This is a genomic window from Xanthomonas bonasiae (assembly GCF_017163705.1).
Classification (GTDB): Bacteria; Pseudomonadota; Gammaproteobacteria; order Xanthomonadales; family Xanthomonadaceae; genus Xanthomonas_A; species Xanthomonas_A bonasiae.
Genome location: NZ_JAFIWB010000003.1, coordinates 118,847 through 138,071 on the forward strand (window position 1 = coordinate 118,847; position 19,225 = coordinate 138,071).

Consider the following 19,225-nt stretch of genomic DNA (forward strand, 5'->3'; position numbering starts at 1 on the left):
AATGAGGGAAACCGGCGGGGGACGACCGCTCAGTGTGACAAGCGAATATGCAAGCCAGGCGTCAGCCGCTGCTGCGCCGCGTTCGTGGTGTGTCCAGAGGCCACCTGGCCGATGCCGGTCGCGGCGTCGATCGCGGCAGGCACGCCGGCGTCGGCCAGGGCCGCAGCGCGTCCATGACGGCACATGCCCAGCCGGATCGGGTTGCCGGCGGCGCGACCGGCCGGCGCGCCGCTGCCGCGCGCCGGCGTGCAGCGCGGATCGAGTAGCGGCAGCAGCATGCCCCGCCGCGGACCATGGACCGCGGCGGGCGCGCGTACGCACAACCGGCGGCGCTCAAGCGGCGCATGGCGACAACGACGACGACAGATGCATGGGCGGCTCCGGAATGCGGAAACGCCAGTGGCCACGCTCGGGGTCCTCGCGGATCGGGCTTGCGTACTGCGGGAGTGTCTTGCCAGCGCCGGTGCGGCGGTGGCGAACGATCCCGTCCTGAGCGGACGGGACCCATCTGGGACGAACCCAGACCTTGGCGGTCCTGTCAGCTCGACAGCTGCAGCGTCGGTCTAGGATGACTGTCCAAGGAAGTGGCCTCTGGCCGGGAACGATGGGCGCGAAGTATAGCCAGCAACCGCGGTACCGCAACAGCGTCCGACGGGCGCTGGCGGCGAGCGTTCACTGGCCAGCAAGCACCAGTCGCGGCAGCGTCGCCGGGGTCTCGGCCTGGCGCGCGCGCAGCCAGGCCGCCAGCTCGCGCGGCGGCAGCGGCCGCGAGTGCAGATAGCCCTGGATCTCGTCGCAGCCCTGCTCGCGCAGCAGCGCCTCCTCCTGCGGCGTCTCCACGCCCTCGGCCACCACCTGCATGCCCAGCGCATGGCCGAGTTGCACGATCGCCTGGGTGACCTTGGCGGTGCCGCTGTCGATGAGCATGTCCTGCACGAAGCTGCGGTCGATCTTCAGCCGCTGCACCGGGAAGCGGTTGAGGTAATGCAGGTTGGAGAAGCCGGTGCCGAAGTCGTCCACCGCCAGCAGCACGCCTTCCTGCTCGAACAGTTCGAAGCAGCGGCGCAGCGATTCGGTGTCGCGGATCAGCGCCGATTCGGTCAGTTCCAGCTCCAGCCGCTTGGGCGACCAGCCGTTGCGCTGGCACAGCTCGATCACCCGCTCGGCGAAGCCGCGGTCGCGCAGCTGCATCGCCGAGACGTTGACCGACACGCGGTCGAAGCTCAGCCCCGCCGCATCCCAGGCCGCGGCCTGGCGGCAGGCCTCGTTGATCACCCAGTCGCCCAGGCGCACGATCTCGCCGCATTCCTCGGCGATGGGAATGAACTCGGCCGGGTTGCAATGGCCGTGACCGGGGCGGTGCCAGCGCAACAGCGCCTCGACCGCCGGCGCGCGTTCGCCGGCCGCATGCACCAGCGGCTGGTACACCAGCGAGAACTCCTCGCGGTCCAGCGCGCCGTGCAGCGCATGTTCGATCTCCAGGCGCCGCTGCGCACGCAGCAACACGTCCTGGCTGTAGTAGTGGCAGGTGTTGCGGCCCGATTCCTTGGCCGCGTACATCGCCGCATCGGCGGCGCGCAGCAGGCTGTCGAAGTCCTGGCGCCCCTCCTCCATCAAGGCGATGCCGATGCTGGCGCCGATCTTGATCACGTTCTCGCCGTTGTGCAGCGGCTCGGCCAGCGCCGCGATCAGCTTGCGCGCCACATGGCCGGCATCGCCCGGCTCGGCCAGGTCGCGCAGCACCACCAGGAATTCGTCGCCGCTGAAGCGCCCGAACAGGTCGCTGGTGCGCAGCTGCTGGTGCATGCGCGTGGCCGCCAGTTTCAGCAACGCATCGCCGGTGGCATGGCCGAAGGAATCGTTGATGCTCTTGAACCCGTCCAGGTCGACGAACAGCATCGCCAGGGTGCTGCCGCGCTCCACCGCGTCGTGCATCGCCGCTTCCGCCTGCTCGCGCAGCAGTTGCCGGTTCGGCAGCCCGGTCAGCAGGTCGTAGTGGGCCAGCAGTTCGATACGCTCGCTGGCCTCGCGTTCGCGGCTGATGTCGCGGAACAGCACCACGAAGCGCGGCGGCAGGCCGTCGCGGTCGTCCAGTTCGATCAGCACCTGCACCCACACCCGGTGCCCGGAGGGGCGGTGGAAGCACAGGTCCAGTTGCTCGGGCAGGCCGCCGTGGGCGATCCGCGCCAGCGCCGTTTCGAACGCGTCGCGCGAATCCAGGGTGTACAGGGCCAGCGCCTGGTCCAGGTCGATGTTTTCCTTGCGCAGGCCGTGGATGCGGTAGCACTCCTCGGTCCATTGCATGCGCCGGGTGCCGACCTCGATCTCGCAGCCGCCGATCTTGCCCAGCGCCGAGACGCGGTTGAGCAGTTCGGTGCGCCAGCGGATCAGCGCGTCGGTCTGGCGCTGCTCGGTGATGTTCTGCACCTGGCCGAGCACGCGCTGCACGGCGCCGTCCGCTTCCAGCTGCGGTTGCGCCCATACCCGCAGGTGCAGCGGCGCCTCGCTGCCGCGTACCAGCTCGACCTCGAAATTGGCCTGCTTGCCGTCGCGCTGCATGCGCCGCCAGGTGGAGATCACCTGCGCCGCCGACTCGCGGCTGAGCAGGCGCAGCCAGCCGCGGCTGCTCGGCACCTGATCCTCGGCCAGGCCGGTCACGCGCAGGAACTCGCGCGACCACCAGATCCGGTTCTGCAGCGGATCCCACGACCAGCTGCCCATGCTGGTCATGCGCTGCGCCTCGCGCAGCAGGGTCTGCTGGTCGCGCAGGCGCTGCTCCAGCAGCTTCTGTTCGTGGATGTCGGTATGCGTGCCGACCATGCGCAGCGGGCTGCCGTCGGCGGTGCGGGCGACGATGCGGCCGCGGTCCAGGATCCAGCGCCACTGGCCGTCCTGCTGGCGCAGCCTGAATTCGCACACGTAGGTCGCGCTGCGGCCTTCGAAATGGGCGCGGATCGCCTCGCGCAGGCGCGCCTGGTCGTCGTTGTGCACCAACGGCAGCAGTGCGTTGAGTCCGTAGTCCGGCGCGTTGCCTTCGTAGCCGAGCATCTGCTTCCAGCGCTCGGAACGGAAGATCCGGTCGCTGGGGATGTCCCAGTCCCACAGGCCGTGTTCGGCGCTGTCCAGGGCGATTTCCCAGCGCGTGGCGCCGTCGCTGCCGACCGGCTCGGGCACGCTCAGGGTATAGGCCAACAGCGCGCCGGCATCGTCGCGCACCGCGCGCAGCCACCCGTCCAGGCGCCGCCCGGCGGTGCCGGGCAGCGCGCAGGCGAGCATGCTCTCGCCGTTGACCAGGCGCTCGCGCACGTCGCGCATCAGCTCGGCATAGGCCTCGACCGTACGCGGCAGCTCCAGCGCCTGCGCGGCCCGGTTCGCGGCCAGCGGCCGCCCTTCGGCGTCCAACAGGACCACGGCCGAGGTGAGCGGATGCTGCAGCAAGCTTGCGATGACGCCTTGATCCACGCCGAGGTGCTCCGTTTCTGCCGCGCTGGTGCTGGCGGACGAAGGTGATAACGGCACCCGGCGGCATTAATTGAGCGCCCGGCCGGCCGCGGCGCCGGTCGCGCTGGGCCGCAATGGCCGCTTGCCGGTAAGATGGCGGCGGACGAATACCGCCGCATCGGGCTGTCGGGGCATGCAACCACAACGCGATCTCTCCCCGACCTCCCCGTCCTCGGGCATGCGTCTGGCGCAGCGGCTGGACCGGGGAATCTGGCGGACCGCGCTGCTGTACCTGCTGGTCGGCCTGATCTGGTCGCTGGGCAGCGACCTGCTGCTGGTTCGATTCGTGGACGACACGCAGACCCTGGCCATGCTGCAACTGGTCAACGACGCGGTGTTCCTGCTGTTGACCGCCATCGCCCTGTACTGCCTGCTGCGCCCGCTGGTGCGCGGGGCGGTGCAGGTGCACGCGCAGCTGGCGCTGTCCGAGGCCGGCTACCGGCAGATGTTCCAGGCCAATCCCAGCCCGATGCTGGTCTACGATCCGGAAACGCTGCGGGTGGTGGACGTCAATCCGGCGGCGATCGCCTTTTTCGGGTGGCCGCACGACAGCTTCGTCGGGCTGGAACTGGGCCGGCTGTGGCCGCCCGGCGCCGCCGAGCGCATGAGCGACGTGATCCAGGCGATCCGCGACGCCCCCTCCAAGGTCTGCGTGGTGGCCGAGCCGCTGTGCCTGCGCGACGGCAGCCAGCGCATGGTCGAGGCGCGCAGCACCGGCCTGGACTACCGCGGCCGCGGCGCGCGGCTGGTGGTGATCAGCGACCGCAGCGCCGAGCACGAGGCGCAGCAGCGCCGCGACCAGGCGCTGCTGCGGCTGGAGGAGGCGCAGGCGATCGCCCGCCTCGGTTCCTGGCAACTGGACCCGGCCAGCGGCCTGGGCCGCTACTCCGACCAGGTCTACCGGATGCTCGGCCGGCGCGCGCCGGAGTCGCCGCGCCAGCATCGCCTGGAGGAATTGCTGATCCCCGCCGACCTGGCGTCGCAGGCGCGCATCCAGCGCATGCTCGAGGACCTGTGCGGCACCGCGCCGGTGCAACTGGACATGCTGCTGCCGGTGCTGGCCGCCGACGGCCAGGCGCGCATGCTGCACCTGCGCGCCGAATCGGCCAACGACGACGATGGCGCGGCCTGCGTGCGCGGCACGCTGCAGGACGTGACCGAGCACGAACGCTCGCGGCGCCTGCTGCACGAACGCGAGGAACAGTTCCGCGAACTGGTGCGGGTGCTGCCCGACGGAGTGGCGATCCTGCACCAGGAACACGTGCTGTACGCCAATGCCGCCTGCGCCGGGCAGTTCGGCTACGAGGGCGAGAACCTGCTCGGCGAACCGTTGCAGGGCCTGGTCTACCCCAGCGATCTGCAGCAGGTGCGCGAGCAGATGCGCGATGCCGGCGACAAGGGCGAGCGCGGCGCCGCCGCGCGCATGCGCCGCCGCGACGGTTCGCTGTTCCACGCCGGGCTGTCGTTCGGCAAGGTGCGCTACAGCGGCCGCGACTGCAAGCTGCTCATTGTGCGCGACCTCAGCGAGCCCGAGCGCATGCGCGACGCGCTGGCGCTGAGCAACCGCGAGCTGCAGGCGATGGCGCGGCGGCTGTTCTCGCTGCAGGAGGACGAGCGCCGCGCGATCTCGCGCGACCTGCACGACGACATCGGCCAGGCGATCACCGCGATGAAGCTGTCCGCGCACGCGGCGCTGGACGAAACCGATGCCGAGCGCCGCCGCGAAGACCTCGACGAGATCGTGCAGCTGGCCGACAGCAGCATCACCAAGCTGCGCAACCTGTCCACCCTGCTGCGCCCGCCGCAACTGGACGCGCTCGGGCTGGAAGCGGCGCTGCGCTGGCAGGCCGGCATGCTGTTCCGCGCCTCGCCGGTACGCCTGCAGCTGGAGATCGCCACCCTGCCCGCGCGGCCCAGCGGCGAGGTCGAGCAGGCCTGCTTCCGCATCGCCCAGGAAAGCCTGACCAACGTGCTGCGCCATGCCTGCGCCGGCGAAGTACGCATGGCGCTGAGCGACGAGCAGCACCGGCAGCTGCGCCTGGAGGTGGTCGACGACGGCGACGGCTTCGATCCGGCCGGACCGCGCGGACTGGGCCTGATCGTGATGCGCGAGCGCGCGCAGAGCGCAGGCGGTACCCTGCAGATCGACACCGCGCCCGGTGCCGGCACGCGGGTGACGCTGTGCCTGCCCTACACGACGGCGGCGACGCCGACGCACCCACCTGGACCCTGAAGACGATGTGGAATCCCGCTGCCCCCGTGCCGCCAGACGACGAACTTCCGTCGCGCCTGGGCGCAGGCCACCCGGCGCTGACCGGCATGATCGCCGAGGCGCTGGCCGGCGGGCCGGGGGTGATGCTGCTGCACATCGACATCGACCACTTCGCCTCGATCAACGAGAACATGAGCGCGGAAGTCGGCGACCACGCGCTGGCGCTGCTGGCGCATCGGCTGCAGGCGCACCTGCGCGGGCGCGGCCTGCTGTGGCGCCACGGCAGCGACGAACTGGTCATGGCGGTGCCGCGCACCGCCGACGTGCCGCCGCCGGAGGCCTTCGCCGAAGAGGTGCGGCAGCAGATCGAACTGCCGCTGTCGGTACTGCCGTACACCTTGTTCATGACCGGCAAGATCGGCGTGAGCCTGTGCCCGGAACACTCCACGCGGCTGTCCACGCTGCTCGACTACGCCGAGGACGCGGTCTACCAGGCCGCGCGCGAAGGCGGCAACATGGTGCGCCTGTACGCGGCCGACGGCCCGCCCAGCGCGCACAGCGAGAGCATCATCTCGCGGCAGATCGTCGATGCGATCCCCAACGGCGAGCTGCGCCTGCGCTACCAGCCGATGGTCAGCGCCCGCGACGGCCGCGTGGTCGGCATGGAATCGCTGCTGCGCTGGCAATCGCCGACGCTGGGCATCCTGGTGCCGGAACGGTTCATGCGCACCGCCGAGCGGCTGGGCGTGATCGTGCAGATCGGTACCTGGGTGATGGAGGGCGCGCTGCGCCAGGCGCGGCTGTGGCGCGACCAGGGCTTCGACGACTTCACCATCGCGGTCAACGTCTCCACCCTGCAGCTGCTGCGCCCGACCTTCTTCAACGAAGTGATGTCGGCGCTGCAGGCGGCCGGCGTGCCGCCGCAGATGATGGTGCTGGAGATCAACGAAAGCGCGCTGACCAACAACGTCAACTTCGTCCACGAGACCCTGGCCAACCTGTGCCGCGAAGGCATCAGCCTGAGCCTGGACAACTTCGGCACCGGCGATTCCAGCCTCAGTGCGCTGGTGCGTTATCCGGTGGACAAGCTGAAGATCGACCGCAGCTTCATCAAGAGCGCGCCGGCCGGCAACCGCGAGGCGGCGATCGCCCGCGCCATCATCGCCATGGGCCACCAGCTGGGCATGGTGGTGATCGCCAACGGCGTCGAATCGCAGGCGCAGCTGGGCTTCCTGCGCCGCAACGACTGCGACATCTTCCAGGGCTACCTGTTCGGCGAGCCGATGTCGGCCGAAGCCGCGGGCATGGCGTTGCGCCGGCGTTACCTGCGCCCGGAATCGTTCACCGAGACCCGCCCGGACCGCACGCTGCTGCTGCTCGATGACGAGGAGAACGTGCTGCGCTCGCTGGTGCGCCTGTTCCGCCGCGACGGCTACCGGATCCTGGCCGCCGGCAACGTGCGCGACGCCTTCGACCTGCTCGCCACCAACGACGTGCAGGTGATCCTGTCCGACCAGCGCATGTCCGACATGAGCGGCACCGAGTTCCTGGGCCGGGTGAAGATGCTCTACCCCGACACCATCCGCCTGGTGCTGTCCGGCTACACCGACCTGGCCACCGTCACCGACGCGATCAACCGCGGCGCGATCTACCGCTTCCTGACCAAGCCCTGGAACGACGACGAACTGCGCGAACACATCCGCCAGGCGTTCCGCACGCACGACGAACAGCGGCGGGATGCTGGGCCCTGACGGGCCGGGATTGGGCATTCGGGATTCGGGATTCGCTAAAGGGCCGGGATTGGAGATTCGGGATTCGAGATTGGCAAAAGCGTTTGCCGTTCGCTGTTCCCTTCCTGGCGTACCAACAAGAATGCGGGATGTGCGGCTCTTGCGAATCCCCAATCCCGATTCCCCACTCCCCATTCCCGGCTACTTCGGCTGCCTCACCGGAATCACGATCCGGAAGCTGGAGCCCTCGCCGACGGTGCTGGTCACGTCGATGCGGCCGTGGTGCTTGTTGATGATGCCGTAGGAGATCGACAGGCCCAGGCCGGTGCCGCTGCCGACCGGCTTGGTGGTGAAGAACGGGTCGAAGATGCGCTGCAGCAGGTCCGCCGGGATGCCGGCGCCGGAGTCCTTGAACTCGATCCAGACCTCCTCGCCGTCCTGGCCGGTGCTGACCACGATGGTGCCGCGCTCGCCGATCGCCTGGCCGGCGTTGAGCAGCAGGTTCATGTACACCTGGTTGAGCTCGGACGGCAGGCACTCGACCAGCGGCAGGTTGCCGTAGTGGCGGTCCAGGGTGACCTTGTACTTGAGCTCGTTCCAGATGATGTTGATCGTGGACTCGAGCCCGGAATGCAGGTCCACCAGCTTCCACGATTCCTCGCGGCCGGAGTACGAGAAATCCTTGAGGTCGCGCACGATGCGCGTCACCCGCTCGATGCCTTCGCGCGACTCGGCCATCAGCTGCGGCAGGTCGCGGCTGATGAAGTCGATGTCGAAGCGGTTGCGGATGTCGTCGATTTCCGGGATCAGCGCCTTGGGATCGGGCGCGCGCAAGGCGCGCTCGTAGGCTTCGATCAGGGTGAACAGGCTGCGCAGGTATTCCTGCAGGCTGCCCAGGTTGGAATGCACGTAGCCGATCGGGTTGTTGATCTCGTGCGCGACGCCGGCGGCGAGCTGGCCGATCGAGGCCATCTTCTCCGACTGCAGCAGTTTTTCCTGCGCGCCGTTGAGGCGCAGATAGGCCTGGCGCAACTCGGCGTGGCGCTGCTGCAGTTCCTGTTCGTAGTCCTGCTGGCCTTCGATGCCCTGGATCAGCACCAGAAAGTGGCCATCGTCGCCGTCGGCATGGAAATACAGATGCGCCAGCACCACGTGTTCTTCGGTCGGCAGGCTGCCGCTCCAGCGGCCATGGCTGCGCGCCTGCGACAGCGCATCGCTGGGCAGCCACTGCGCCAGGCGCTCGCCCAGGGCGCAGTCGTCGAAGACTTCGGCATTGCACAGGTGGCCGCGCGCGGCGCTGTTGGCCAGCAGCAGGCGGCCGTCGGCGCGGAACAGCACCAGGCCTTCGTCGATCAGCTCGCTCAGCGCGAGCAAGCTCTTGCGCGAAGGCAACGGCACCGTGTCGGTGTAATCGGGATCGGCGAAATTCACGAAAGGCAACGGGTAACGAGCGGACGCTCAATATACGCCGATGCCATCGCCAGGTGCGTGGATGCCGGCACATGGCCGGCACGCGGTGACGCGCCTGGCGTTTCTCAGGCGATCGCCAGCGGGCGGCTCATCCGCAAGGTGCTGGACTGGCCATTGGCATCGTAGGACGAGGCGCTCTCGCTGCGCCCCAGATGCCGCAGCGCCCAGTTGACCTCGCGCCGCCGCCGCGACAGCAACGCGCCGTTGGCGCGGTTGGCGTCGGCCAGCTGGCGCAGCAGCGATTCGGCCTCGGCACCGGCCGGCACGTTGGCCTCCAGCGCCCGCAGCGCGGCCAGCTTGTCGCCGGTCGCCTGCATCAGGCCTTCCACGTTGTGATCCAACAACGCCTGCCGTTCGCCGGCGAGTGCGTCGCTGAGCTGCTGCAAGGGGTTGGTCACGGTCGTGTTCATGCGCTGAGCTGCTGGTCCATCTGCAGCATGCGGTTGGCGATCACGTCGGGGTTGATCTGGTAGCTGCCGCTCTGCAGCGCGCCGCGCACCGACTCGACGCGGTTGCTGTCCACCGCCGGCGCCGCCGCCAGCTCGCGCTGCAGGCTTTGCAGCCCGGACGCTTCGCCGGTCAGGCGCAGACTGTCGGTCGCGGCCGTGGCGCCCACCGCATTCGTCTTGCCGTCCTCGGACGCGCCGGAGGCGGCCTTGGTGTTGACGGTCGACGTGCGAAGGGTGGCCTGGGTCGGCGAATTCCCTTCAATTTTCTGGCTCATGACGAAATCCTGCTACGGGTTCGGTGTAGGTAACGGCCCTACACCGACGAACTTTAGGCCAGATCTCAACGCGTCACAAAAACGTCGCCATTTTGTGACACGGTTCCCTGAACGACGCGGCGAGACGACAGGTTTTCGACGGTCACCCGCTCGTTCTCGCCGCCGTCGCTGAGCGCGCGCCCCGCCATGCGCACTTCCAGCGCCCCGTTGCGCGCCACCAGCGCCACATTGTCGCCGCGCCGCACCAGCCGCTGCGCGACCAGATCGCTGGCCGACAGCAAGGTGCCGGCCGGCAGGGTGCGCCGCACCACCCTGCCGATCGCCGCGGCCGGATCGGTCATTGCCGCACCGACGATCCGCGCCGCGTCGCGCCTTTCGACGACCATATCAGCGGCACCGACGGTTTCTCCAGCGGCCAGGCCGCGGCCCAGCACCAGCACGTTCTGCAGGCGCCGCACCTTGACCGGCACGAACAGGCGCCAGCCGGCCTCGCGCGGACAACTCACTTCCACTGTCGTGGTCCCGGTCGGCTGCGCCTGCAGCGACACCGGGCACAGCGGCACGCGCACCGACGGGTCCAGCGTCGCCTCGGCTTCGGCATCGGCGCCAAGGGTGGACAGCGCCGCGGCGCGGATCGAATCCACCGATTGGAATTCCGCGGCCCAGGCCGGCATCGCCGCCAGCAGGACCACTAACAGGATCAGGCGCATGGCCGTCTCTCTTATGAAGGTGTCGCCAGTCCCATGCAAAGCGCGTGCCGCAATTCGCGCCCCTCGCCGACAGCCCGGCCTCAAGTTCCGCCGCGAAGGCGCCGATATGAACCCCATGTCTCATGACCTGCTCAACCGAATCGACCAGCGCACCCGCTTGGCGGGCCACAATCGGCTTGCCCTGCTGCTGTTCCGGCTGGGCGGCCGTCAGCTTTTTGGCGTGAACGTCTTCAAGGTGCAGGAAGTGCTGCGCCGGCCGGAGCTGTTCCAGGTGCCGGGGCTGCCACTGCAATTCTCCGGGGTCGCCGATGTGCGCGGCCGTTCGGTGCCGGTGCTCGATCTGGGCCTGGCGATCGGCCATCCGGAACGCGAGACGCAGGCCGACAAGGCGCCCGGCTACCTGGTGGTCACCGAGTTCAACCGCTCGGTGCAGGGCTTCCTGGTCAGCGGCGTGGAGCGCATCGTCAACATCGCGGTGGAGGACATCCATCCGCCGCCGGAACTGGGCGCCGAATCCAGCTACCTGACCGCGGTGACCCGCTTCCAGGGCGAGCTGATCCAGGTCATCGACGTGGAAAGCGTGCTGGCCGACATCGCCCAGAACCGCACCGAGGCGCTGATCGACCCGTCGCTGGCGCTCACCGGCTCGCAGCTGCAGGTGCTGGTGGTGGACGACTCACGCGTGGCGCGGCAACAGATCCGCAGCGTGCTCGACCAGCTCGGGGTCGGCGCCACCCTGCTGTCCGACGGCCGCCAGGCCCTGGACCACCTCCTGCAGATCCACGCCGGCGGCGAGAATCCGGCCGACCGCTACGCCATGGTGATCTCCGACATCGAGATGCCGGCGATGGACGGCTATACGCTGACGACGGAAATCCGGCGCCACCCCGGCCTGGCCGGCCTGTACGTGCTGCTGCACACCTCGCTGTCGGGGGTGTTCAACAACGCCATGGTCGAGCGCGTCGGCGCCAACGCCTTCGTCGCCAAGTACAGCCCGCACGAACTGGCCGATTACGTGCTGGCGCGGCTGCGGGTGGTCGCCGAGGCCCAGGCCGCCTAGCGTTTCGCGGCCCCGGCGCGACGCCGGGCGCCCAGCAGCACGCCTTCCGCCGCAATGGCGAAGGCCGTTCCCCCGCGCCGCACGGCGCGCGCACCCCGGTTCTGGCACAGACCTTGCCTGTACTCCTGCAACGAACCGCGGGAGCGCGCCATGCCCAATCTGATTTCATCCTACCTAGGTGTCCACGGCGACGCCCTGCCGCTGCGCGAGCAACGGATGAAGCTGATCGCCAGCAACCTCAGCAATGTCGACACGCCCGGCTACAAGGCGCAGGACCTGGATTTCGACGCGGCGATGCGCGCCGCGCAGGGCCAGCGCGACGGCAGCCAGATGCAGGTCACCGACAGCCGCCACATCGCGGTCGGCGGCAGCACCGGGCTGAATCCGTTCCAGGTCACCCGCGAGGCCAACCAGCCCAGCCTCGACGGCAATACCGTCGATGCGGACACCGAACGCGCCGCCTACGGCCGCGCCGCGCTGGAATACCGCGCCTCGCTGAGCTTCGTCGAATCCAAGGTGCGCAGCATGCTCACCGCGATCACAGGCCAATAAGCATGAGCAATCTGCCGATTTTCGACGTCGCCGGCTCCGCGCTGCAAGCGCAGTCGGTGCGCCTGAGCACCATCGCCAGCAACCTGGCCAACGCCGATTCGGTGGCCGGGTCGGCCGAAGCGGCCTACAAGCCGATCGAGCCGATCTTCCAGGCGGTGCGCAACCCGCACGACAGCAGCCTGACCGCGGTCAACGTCAAGGAAATCACCCAGAGCAAGGATCCGCCGATCAAGCGCTACGAGCCCGGCCATCCGCTCGCCGACGCCGACGGCTACATCTACTCGCCGGACGTGGACCCGGTGTCGCAGATGGTCAACCTGATCTCCGCCTCGCGCAATTACCAGGCAGGCGTGGAAGTCCTCAACACCGCCAAGGAACTGGCGTTGGCCACCTTGTCCATGGGCCGCTGAGCCCTCCCCTCCCGCCGCCTAACGGCCTAGGACGTACTGATGAGCACCGTTTCCAGCGACATCTATTCCAGCCTCGGATTGACCGCCTCCAGCACCACCAGCACGTCCAACAAGTCCTCGTCGCTGGACCAGGCCGACTTTCTGAAGCTGATGACCGAGCAATTGCAGCACCAGGACCCGCTCAAGCCGATGGACAACAGCCAGATGGTCTCGCAGATGGCGCAGCTGTCCACCGTGCAGGGCATCGGCGACCTCAACAAGACCGTGACCGCGCTATCCGATTCGATGAGCACCGACCAGATCCTGCGCGGCGCGCAGCTGGTCGGGCACAAAGTGCTGGTGCCGTCGGCGACGATGCCGCTGGGCAGCGACGGCGGCACCACCGGCGTGATCGCCGCGCCCAGCGCAGGCATCGTCAACCTCACCGTCACCGATGCCAACGGCAACGCGGTCAAGCAGATCAGCGTCACCGCCAGCAAGGCCGGCGAAGTCAATTTCAGTTGGGACGGCACCAACACCGCCGGCGAGCGCATGCCGGCCGGCGCCTATGGCGTCACCGCCACGCATACCGACAGCAAGGGCACCAACACCGCGCTGTCCACCTACGTCCAGGCCCCGGTCGAGAGCGCCACCATCGGCTCGGACGGCATCTACCTCGACCTGACCGGGCTGGGCACCGCCCCGCTCGCCAACGTGCTCCGCGTCAGCTGAGCCGGCCAATCCACAGGAGTCCATCATGGGTTTCAATACTTCGCTGTCCGGTATCAAAGCGGCCAACTCCGACCTCAACGTCACCGCCAACAACATCGCCAACGTCAACACCACCGGCTTCAAGGAGTCGCGCGCCGAGTTCGCCGACCTGTTCTCCGCCACCGGCTACGGCCTGGCGCGCAACGCGATCGGCGCCGGCGTGCGGGTCAGCAACGTCGCCCAGCAGTTCTCGCAGGGCAACGTCGACCCGACCGGGCGCAACCTGGACCTGGCGATCTCCGGCGACGGCTTCTTCACCCTGACCAACAACGGCGCCAAGGTCTATTCGCGCGCCGGCAACTTCCAGACCGACGAGAACGGCTACGTGGTCAACCCGCAGGGCGCCAGGCTGCAGGTGTTCCCGCCGGCGGCCAACGGCAACGGCTTCGCGGTCGGCACGCTGAGCGACCTGCAGTTGCTGACCACCGACAGCTCGCCCAAGCAGAGCGAAACGGTGAACCTGATGTTCACCCTGCCCGGCAACGCCAGCGTGCCGACGGTGACCACCTTCGATCCGGCCGACGCCAACAGCTACAACCATTCCACCGGCGGCATCACCGTCTACGATTCGCTGGGCGTCAGCCACACCCAGACTTCGTATTTCGTCAAGACCGCCAACGCCAACGAATGGCAGGTGCACAACTACGTCGACGGCACCGCGGTCGGCACGCCGAGCACGATCCAGTTCGACGGCAACGGCAAGCTCACCACGCCCGCCGACGGCAGGATCGCGCTGAGCACCTTCACCCCCAGCACCGGCGCCGGCACCCTCAACCTGACCCTGGACATCAGCGGCTCGACCCAGTACGGCGAGGCGTTCGCCTTGCGCGACGCGCGCCAGGACGGTTACGCCAGCGGCAAGCTCAACTCGATCAGCATCGACGCCAGCGGCGTGGTCTACGCGCGCTACTCCAACAACGCCGACAAGGCGCTGGGCCAGGTGGCGATGACCAACTTCGTCAATCCGCAGGGGCTGAGCTCGCTCGGCGACAACGTGTGGGCGGAAAGCTCGGCCTCGGGCAACGCGCGCACCGGCGCGCCGGGGACCTCGGATTTCGGCAGCGTCCAGTCCGGCGCGCTCGAAGCCTCCACCGTCGACCTCACCGAACAGCTGGTCAACATGATCGTCGCGCAGCGCAACTTCCAGGCCAACTCGCAGATGATCTCGACCCAGGACCAGGTCACGCAGACCATCATCAATATCCGTTAAGGCCGGGATTGGTGATTCGGGATTGGTGATTCGTCACGGCTGGCATTCCGTCGATCGGAAGCCAGCCTTGCACGCCACCCCTGATCGTTTGCGGCACCCCCGCTTCTTCGAATCCCGAATCCCCCCATCCCGAATCACGGCTCACACCCATGGACAAAGCACTCTACGTCGCCATGACCGGCGCCCGCGCTTCGCTGCAGGCGCAGGGCACGGTGTCGCACAATCTGGCCAACGTCGATACCGCCGGCTTCAAGGCGGCATTGGCCAATACCGAGGCGTACCGCATCAAGGGCGCCGGCTATCCGTCGCGGATCGATGCGCTGCACATCGACCAGGGCTTCAATCGCGATGTCGGCGCGCAGCAGGTGACCGGCAATGCGCTGGACGTCTCGCTCAGCGCCGACAACTGGCTGGCGGTCCAGGCCAGCGACGGCAAGGAGGCGTACACGCGCGGCGGCGAGCTGGCGTTGACCCCGAACGGCCAGCTGGTCACCTCCAGCGGCCGCGCGGTGCTCGACGACCAGGGCAATCCGATGGCGATCCCGCCGCACCAGTCGCTGGAGATCGGCGGCGACGGCTCGGTGTCGATCGTGCCGCTGGGCGAAGGCCCGCAGGCGATGACCGTGGTCGGCAAGATGAAGGTGGTGCAGGCGCCGGCCGAACGCCTGGAACGCCGCCCCGACGGGCTGATGCGCAACATCAGCGACGATCCGACCCAGGCCTTCGCCCTGGCCACCGGCACCGCCGTGCATACCGGTGCGCTGGAAGGCAGCAACGTCGATGCCGCCGGCGCGCTGGTGCAGATGATCCAGCTGCAGCGCCAGTTCGAGATGCAGGTGAAGGTGATCAAGCACGGCGACGAGAACGCGCAGTCGGCCAACACCATGCTGCGCCTGAACGGCTAAGCCCGCCACGGGCGCCACGCCGCTGCCGACGAAAAGCCGGCGCATTTGTGGCACGGCACATGCATCAGTCCCCCTGCCCCTCGCGGATCTCGGGGCCACCATCAGAGGAATCGGGTCATGAATCAGGCTTTGTGGGTCGCCAAGACCGGACTGGATGCGCAGCAGACGCGCATGTCGGTCGTGTCCAACAACCTGGCCAACACCAACACCACCGGCTTCAAGCGCGATCGCGCCAGCTTCGAGGACCTGCTGTACCAACAGGTGCGTCAGCCTGGTGGCGCGACCTCGGCGCAGACGCAGTTGCCCTCGGGCCTGCAGCTGGGCACCGGCGTGCGCGTGGTGTCCACCTCGAAGGATTTCGAACAGGGCAATCCGCAGCAGACCGGACGCGCGCTGGACGTGATGGTCAACGGCCGCGGCTTCTTCGAAGTGCAGATGCCCGACGGCACCTCGGCCTACACCCGCGACGGCAGCTTCCAGATCAACTCGCAGGGCGAGCTGGTCACCAACAGCGGCTATGCGATCCAGCCCGGCATCCAGGTCCCGGAAGGCGCGCAGTCGCTGACCATCGGCACCGACGGCACGGTCAGCGTGCAGGTCGCCGGCACCGCCGCGGCGCTGGAGATCGGTTCGTTGACGCTGAGCGACTTCATCAACCCCTCGGGCCTGCAGGCCAAGGGCGAGAACCTGTACGCGGAAACCGCCGCCTCCGGTCCGGCGCAGAACGGTACGCCCGGCCTCAATGGCCTCGGCACCACCGTGCAGGCCTCGCTGGAAGGCAGCAACGTCAACGTGGTCGAGGAGCTGGTCAGCATGATCGAGACCCAGCGCGCCTACGAGATGAACGCCAAGGCGATCTCCACCACCGATTCGATGCTCGGCTATCTGAACAACAACGTCTGATCCCGACACTTCTTCTGGAAACCGCCATGTCGCGTCCGTCCTCCTTCTCTCTCATCGCTGCGCTGGTCCTGCCCGCGCTGCTCGGCGGCTGCGCCGGGCTGGGCATCGCCGCCGGCGACGTGCGCCCGTATGCGCCGATGGCGCCGATCGTGCCGGTGGTGGCGCAGCCCGCGCAGCCCAGCGCCGGCGCGATCTACGCCGCCGGCCCGAGTCTGTCGCTGTATTCGGATCGGCGCGCGCGCGACGTCGGCGACCTGCTGACCATCACCCTGGTCGAAAGCACCAACGCCAGCTCCACCGCCAACACCAGCATCACCAAGAAGGACGCGGTGACCATGGCCACGCCGACCCTGCTCGGCGCGCCGCTGACGGTCAACGGCATCAACGTGCTCGAAAACAGCACCAGCGGCGACCGCAGCTTCGCCGGCAAGGGCAACACCGCACAGAGCAACACCATGCAGGGCAGCATCACCGTGACCGTGGTGCAGCGCCTGCCCAACGGCAACCTGGTGATCCAGGGACAGAAGAACCTGCGCCTGAACCAGGGCGACGAACTGGTGCAGGTGCAAGGCATCGTCCGCGCCGCCGACATCGGTGCGGACAACACCATTCCGTCCAGCAAGGTCGCCGACGCGCGCATCGCCTACGGCGGCCGCGGCGCCGTCGCCCAATCCAACGCGATGGGCTGGCTGAGCCGCTTCTTCAACTCGCGCATCTCGCCGTACTGAGGCCTGCCATGAACCTTCTGTCCCTGTCCTGCCGCCTGCTCGCCGCGTTCGCGCTGTGCGCCGGCCTGGCCGCCCCGGCCGCCGCCGAACGCATCAAGGACCTGGCCCAGGTCGGCGGCGTGCGCGGCAACGCGCTGGTCGGCTACGGCCTGGTGGTCGGCCTGGACGGCAGCGGCGACCGCACCAGCCAGGCGCCCTTCACCGTGCAGAGCCTGAAGAACATGCTCGGCGAGTTGGGCGTCAACGTTCCGTCGAACGTCAATCCGCAGCTGAAGAACGTGGCCGCGGTGGCGATCCACGCCGAACTGCCGCCGTTCGCCAAGCCCGGCCAGCCGATCGACATCACCGTGTCCTCGATCGGCAACGCGGTGTCGCTGCGCGGCGGTTCGCTGCTGATGGCGCCGCTGAAGGGCGCCGACGGCCAGGTCTACGCGATCGCCCAGGGCAGCCTGATCGTCGGCGGCTTCGGCGCGCAGGGCAAGGACGGCTCGCGGATCTCGGTGAACGTGCCCAGCGTCGGCCGCATTCCCAACGGCGCCACGGTGGAGCGCGCGTTGCCGGACGTGTTCGGCAGCAGCGGCGAGATCACCCTGAACCTGCACCAGAACGATTTCACCACGGTGTCGCGGATGGTCGCGGCGCTGGAGAACACCTTCGGCCCCGGCAGTGCCCACGCGGTCGACGGCGGCACCGTCGCGGTGCGCTCGCCCACCGACCCGAGCGCGCGCATCGGCCTGCTGGCGCGGATCGAGAACGTGGAACTGTCGCCGGGCGCGGCGCCGGCCAAGGTGGTGGTCAACGCCCGCACCGGCACCGTGGTCATCGGCGCGCAGGTGCGGGTCAGCCCGGCGGCGATCTCGCACGGCTCGCTGACCGTCACCATCAGCGAAGGCACCCAGGTCAGCCAGCCCAACGCGCTGAGCAACGGCCAGACCGTGGCCACGCCGAAATCGACCATCACCGCCACCAACGAAGGCAGCCGCATGTTCAAGTTCGAGGGCGGCACCTCGCTGGACCAGATCGTGCGCGCGGTCAACGAAGTCGGCGCCGCGCCGGGCGACCTGATCGCGATCCTGGAAGCACTGAAGCAGGCCGGCGCGCTGAGCGCGGAGCTGGAGGTGATCTGACATGCGCATCTCGGCCTCTCCCATCGAACTGAACGCGACCACCCAGAACGATCCTGCCCGGATCGACAAGGTGTCGCGCCAGTTGGAAGGACAGTTCGCGAACCTGCTCGTCAAGAGCATGCGCGACGCCAGCTTCGGCGATTCCCTGTTCCCGGGCGAGAACCAGACCTTCCGCGACATGTACGACCAGCAGATGGCCAAGGCGCTGACCGAGGGCAAGGGGCTGGGACTGGCGGCGATGATCGCCAAGCAACTGGGCGGCGGCAAAAGCGCCGACGCGCCGGCCATCAACACCTCGATCGGTGCCGCGCAGGCGGCCAAGGCGTATTCGCTGGTGTCCGGCCAGGGCGGCGGCAGCGCCGGCAACAGCGCCGGCGCCGGTGCCTCCGCGCTTGCCGATACCGGCGCAGCCGCAGGTGCCGGTGCCGCTGCCTGGGGCGGCCTGGACGCCGCCGACGCGCCGCAGCAGCAGGTCGCGCGCGTGCTCGACCTGATCGCCGGCCGCGAGACCAGCGCCATGCACGAAGCGATCGGCAGCAATCCTGCCGACGGCAGCGCCAGCCTGGCCTGGACCGGGGCGGACGACCGCTGGTCGGATCTGGCGACGACGGCGGCGGACGACAGCATCGGCATCGATGCCAGCGCTACCGCCGCCGCCAAGGCCGCCGCGGCCAGCCTCGGCGAGCGCACCCCGGAAGGCTTCGTCGCGCAGATCTGGACCCATGCGCAGAAGGCGGCCAAGGAACTGGGCGTGGATGCGCGGGCGCTGGTCGCGCAGGCCGCGCTGGAGACCGGCTGGGGACGCCGCGGCATTTCCCGCGGCGACGGCGCCAGTTCCAACAACCTGTTCGGGATCAAGGCCACCGGCTGGAGCGGCGAGCGCGTCACCACCGGCACCCACGAATACGTCGGTGGGGTCAAGCAATCGCAGACCGCCGATTTCCGCGCCTACGCCTCGCCGGCCGAGAGCTTCGCCGACTACGTGCGCCTGCTGAAGACCAATCCGCGCTACCAGCAGGCGCTCAATGCCGGCACCGACATCCGCGGCTTCGCCCAGGGCCTGCAGCGTGCCGGCTATGCCACCGATCCGTCCTACGCCGCCAAGATCGCCGCGATCGCCGGCGGCCCGACCATCGGCCGCGCCGTCGCCGCGATCGGCAACGCCGCCGCCAGCGGCATCGAACGCGCGTTCGCCAGCACCTCCGATCCGTCCAACAGCGTCCTGCGCTGAGG

18 protein-coding genes are annotated in these 19,225 nt (G+C 68.8%); 12 read left to right on the plus strand and 6 right to left on the minus strand.

The genetic code is table 11. From position 1 onward, the window contains the following. Window positions 1-29 precede the first annotated feature (29 nt). Both JR064_RS05175 and JR064_RS05180 read right to left on the minus strand, forming a co-directional pair. The gene (locus JR064_RS05175) at window positions 30-278 is read right to left on the minus strand and encodes a hypothetical protein (RefSeq protein ID WP_206229032.1); all 249 of its coding nucleotides are present in this window, start codon (window positions 276-278) and stop codon (window positions 30-32) included. A gap of 394 nt (window positions 279-672) precedes the next feature. Continuing rightward, on the minus strand, window positions 673-3,462 hold the full coding sequence (locus JR064_RS05180; protein ID WP_179564581.1) for a sensor domain-containing protein: 2,790 nt from the start codon (window positions 3,460-3,462) through the stop codon (window positions 673-675). A 172-nt stretch (window positions 3,463-3,634) separates the two neighbouring features. Here JR064_RS05180 and JR064_RS05185 point away from each other — a divergent pair, with 172 nt between their 5' ends. Both JR064_RS05185 and JR064_RS05190 read left to right on the plus strand, forming a co-directional pair. Beyond that, window positions 3,635-5,734 (plus strand): PAS domain-containing sensor histidine kinase, encoded by a 2,100-nt coding sequence (locus JR064_RS05185; protein ID WP_241092867.1) that lies wholly within the window; start codon window positions 3,635-3,637, stop codon window positions 5,732-5,734. 5 nt (window positions 5,735-5,739) lie between these two features. Beyond that, window positions 5,740-7,464 carry an EAL domain-containing protein gene (locus JR064_RS05190; protein ID WP_179565595.1) on the plus strand — a complete coding sequence of 575 codons (1,725 nt, stop codon included), beginning with the start codon at window positions 5,740-5,742 and terminating at the stop codon, window positions 7,462-7,464. 180 nt (window positions 7,465-7,644) lie between these two features. On the opposite strand, the gene JR064_RS05195 is transcribed toward JR064_RS05190, so the two are convergent. The 4 genes from JR064_RS05195 to flgA all read right to left on the minus strand — a co-directional run bounded on the left by JR064_RS05195 (window position 7,645) and on the right by flgA (window position 10,347). Continuing rightward, window positions 7,645-8,874 (minus strand): ATP-binding protein, encoded by a 1,230-nt coding sequence (locus JR064_RS05195; RefSeq protein WP_179564579.1) that lies wholly within the window; start codon window positions 8,872-8,874, stop codon window positions 7,645-7,647. A 104-nt stretch (window positions 8,875-8,978) separates the two neighbouring features. Further along, window positions 8,979-9,323 carry a flagellar protein FlgN gene (locus JR064_RS05200; protein ID WP_179564577.1) on the minus strand — a complete coding sequence of 115 codons (345 nt, stop codon included), beginning with the start codon at window positions 9,321-9,323 and terminating at the stop codon, window positions 8,979-8,981. After that, window positions 9,320-9,637: a flagellar biosynthesis anti-sigma factor FlgM gene (flgM, locus tag JR064_RS05205; protein WP_206229033.1), complete on the minus strand. Its 318-nt coding sequence runs from the start codon at window positions 9,635-9,637 to the stop codon at window positions 9,320-9,322. The genes JR064_RS05200 and flgM overlap by 4 nt, the downstream gene beginning before the upstream one ends. A gap of 65 nt (window positions 9,638-9,702) precedes the next feature. Further along, a complete protein-coding gene (gene flgA, locus JR064_RS05210; protein ID WP_191824284.1) occupies window positions 9,703-10,347 on the minus strand; it encodes a flagellar basal body P-ring formation chaperone FlgA in 645 nt (214 codons plus the stop codon). A 115-nt stretch (window positions 10,348-10,462) separates the two neighbouring features. Here flgA and JR064_RS05215 point away from each other — a divergent pair, with 115 nt between their 5' ends. The 10 genes from JR064_RS05215 (at window position 10,463) to flgJ (ending at window position 19,223) form a co-directional block, all read left to right on the plus strand. Further along, window positions 10,463-11,407, plus strand: coding sequence for a chemotaxis protein (locus tag JR064_RS05215; protein WP_179564572.1), 945 nt, complete (start codon window positions 10,463-10,465; stop codon window positions 11,405-11,407). A 150-nt stretch (window positions 11,408-11,557) separates the two neighbouring features. Next, a complete protein-coding gene (gene flgB, locus JR064_RS05220; RefSeq protein ID WP_179564570.1) occupies window positions 11,558-11,959 on the plus strand; it encodes a flagellar basal body rod protein FlgB in 402 nt (133 codons plus the stop codon). 2 nt (window positions 11,960-11,961) lie between these two features. Beyond that, window positions 11,962-12,369, plus strand: coding sequence for a flagellar basal body rod protein FlgC (gene flgC / locus JR064_RS05225; RefSeq protein ID WP_145708233.1), 408 nt, complete (start codon window positions 11,962-11,964; stop codon window positions 12,367-12,369). A 39-nt stretch (window positions 12,370-12,408) separates the two neighbouring features. Next, window positions 12,409-13,080 carry a flagellar hook capping FlgD N-terminal domain-containing protein gene (locus JR064_RS05230; RefSeq protein WP_179564568.1) on the plus strand — a complete coding sequence of 224 codons (672 nt, stop codon included), beginning with the start codon at window positions 12,409-12,411 and terminating at the stop codon, window positions 13,078-13,080. Between the two features lie 25 nt (window positions 13,081-13,105). Continuing rightward, entirely contained in the window at window positions 13,106-14,329 is a 1,224-nt protein-coding gene (flgE, locus tag JR064_RS05235) for a flagellar hook protein FlgE (RefSeq protein WP_179564566.1), read from the plus strand. 149 nt (window positions 14,330-14,478) lie between these two features. Beyond that, window positions 14,479-15,234 (plus strand): flagellar basal body rod protein FlgF, encoded by a 756-nt coding sequence (locus JR064_RS05240; RefSeq protein WP_179564564.1) that lies wholly within the window; start codon window positions 14,479-14,481, stop codon window positions 15,232-15,234. A 117-nt stretch (window positions 15,235-15,351) separates the two neighbouring features. Continuing rightward, on the plus strand, window positions 15,352-16,137 hold the full coding sequence (flgG, locus tag JR064_RS05245) for a flagellar basal-body rod protein FlgG (RefSeq protein ID WP_179564562.1): 786 nt from the start codon (window positions 15,352-15,354) through the stop codon (window positions 16,135-16,137). A 26-nt stretch (window positions 16,138-16,163) separates the two neighbouring features. After that, a complete protein-coding gene (flgH, locus tag JR064_RS05250; protein WP_179564560.1) occupies window positions 16,164-16,865 on the plus strand; it encodes a flagellar basal body L-ring protein FlgH in 702 nt (233 codons plus the stop codon). 8 nt (window positions 16,866-16,873) lie between these two features. Next, window positions 16,874-17,992, plus strand: a complete 1,119-nt coding sequence (locus JR064_RS05255) for a flagellar basal body P-ring protein FlgI (RefSeq protein ID WP_179564558.1) — start codon at window positions 16,874-16,876, stop codon at window positions 17,990-17,992. Between the two features lies 1 nt (window position 17,993). Then, window positions 17,994-19,223 carry a flagellar assembly peptidoglycan hydrolase FlgJ gene (gene flgJ / locus JR064_RS05260; protein WP_206229034.1) on the plus strand — a complete coding sequence of 410 codons (1,230 nt, stop codon included), beginning with the start codon at window positions 17,994-17,996 and terminating at the stop codon, window positions 19,221-19,223. Window positions 19,224-19,225 lie beyond the last annotated feature (2 nt).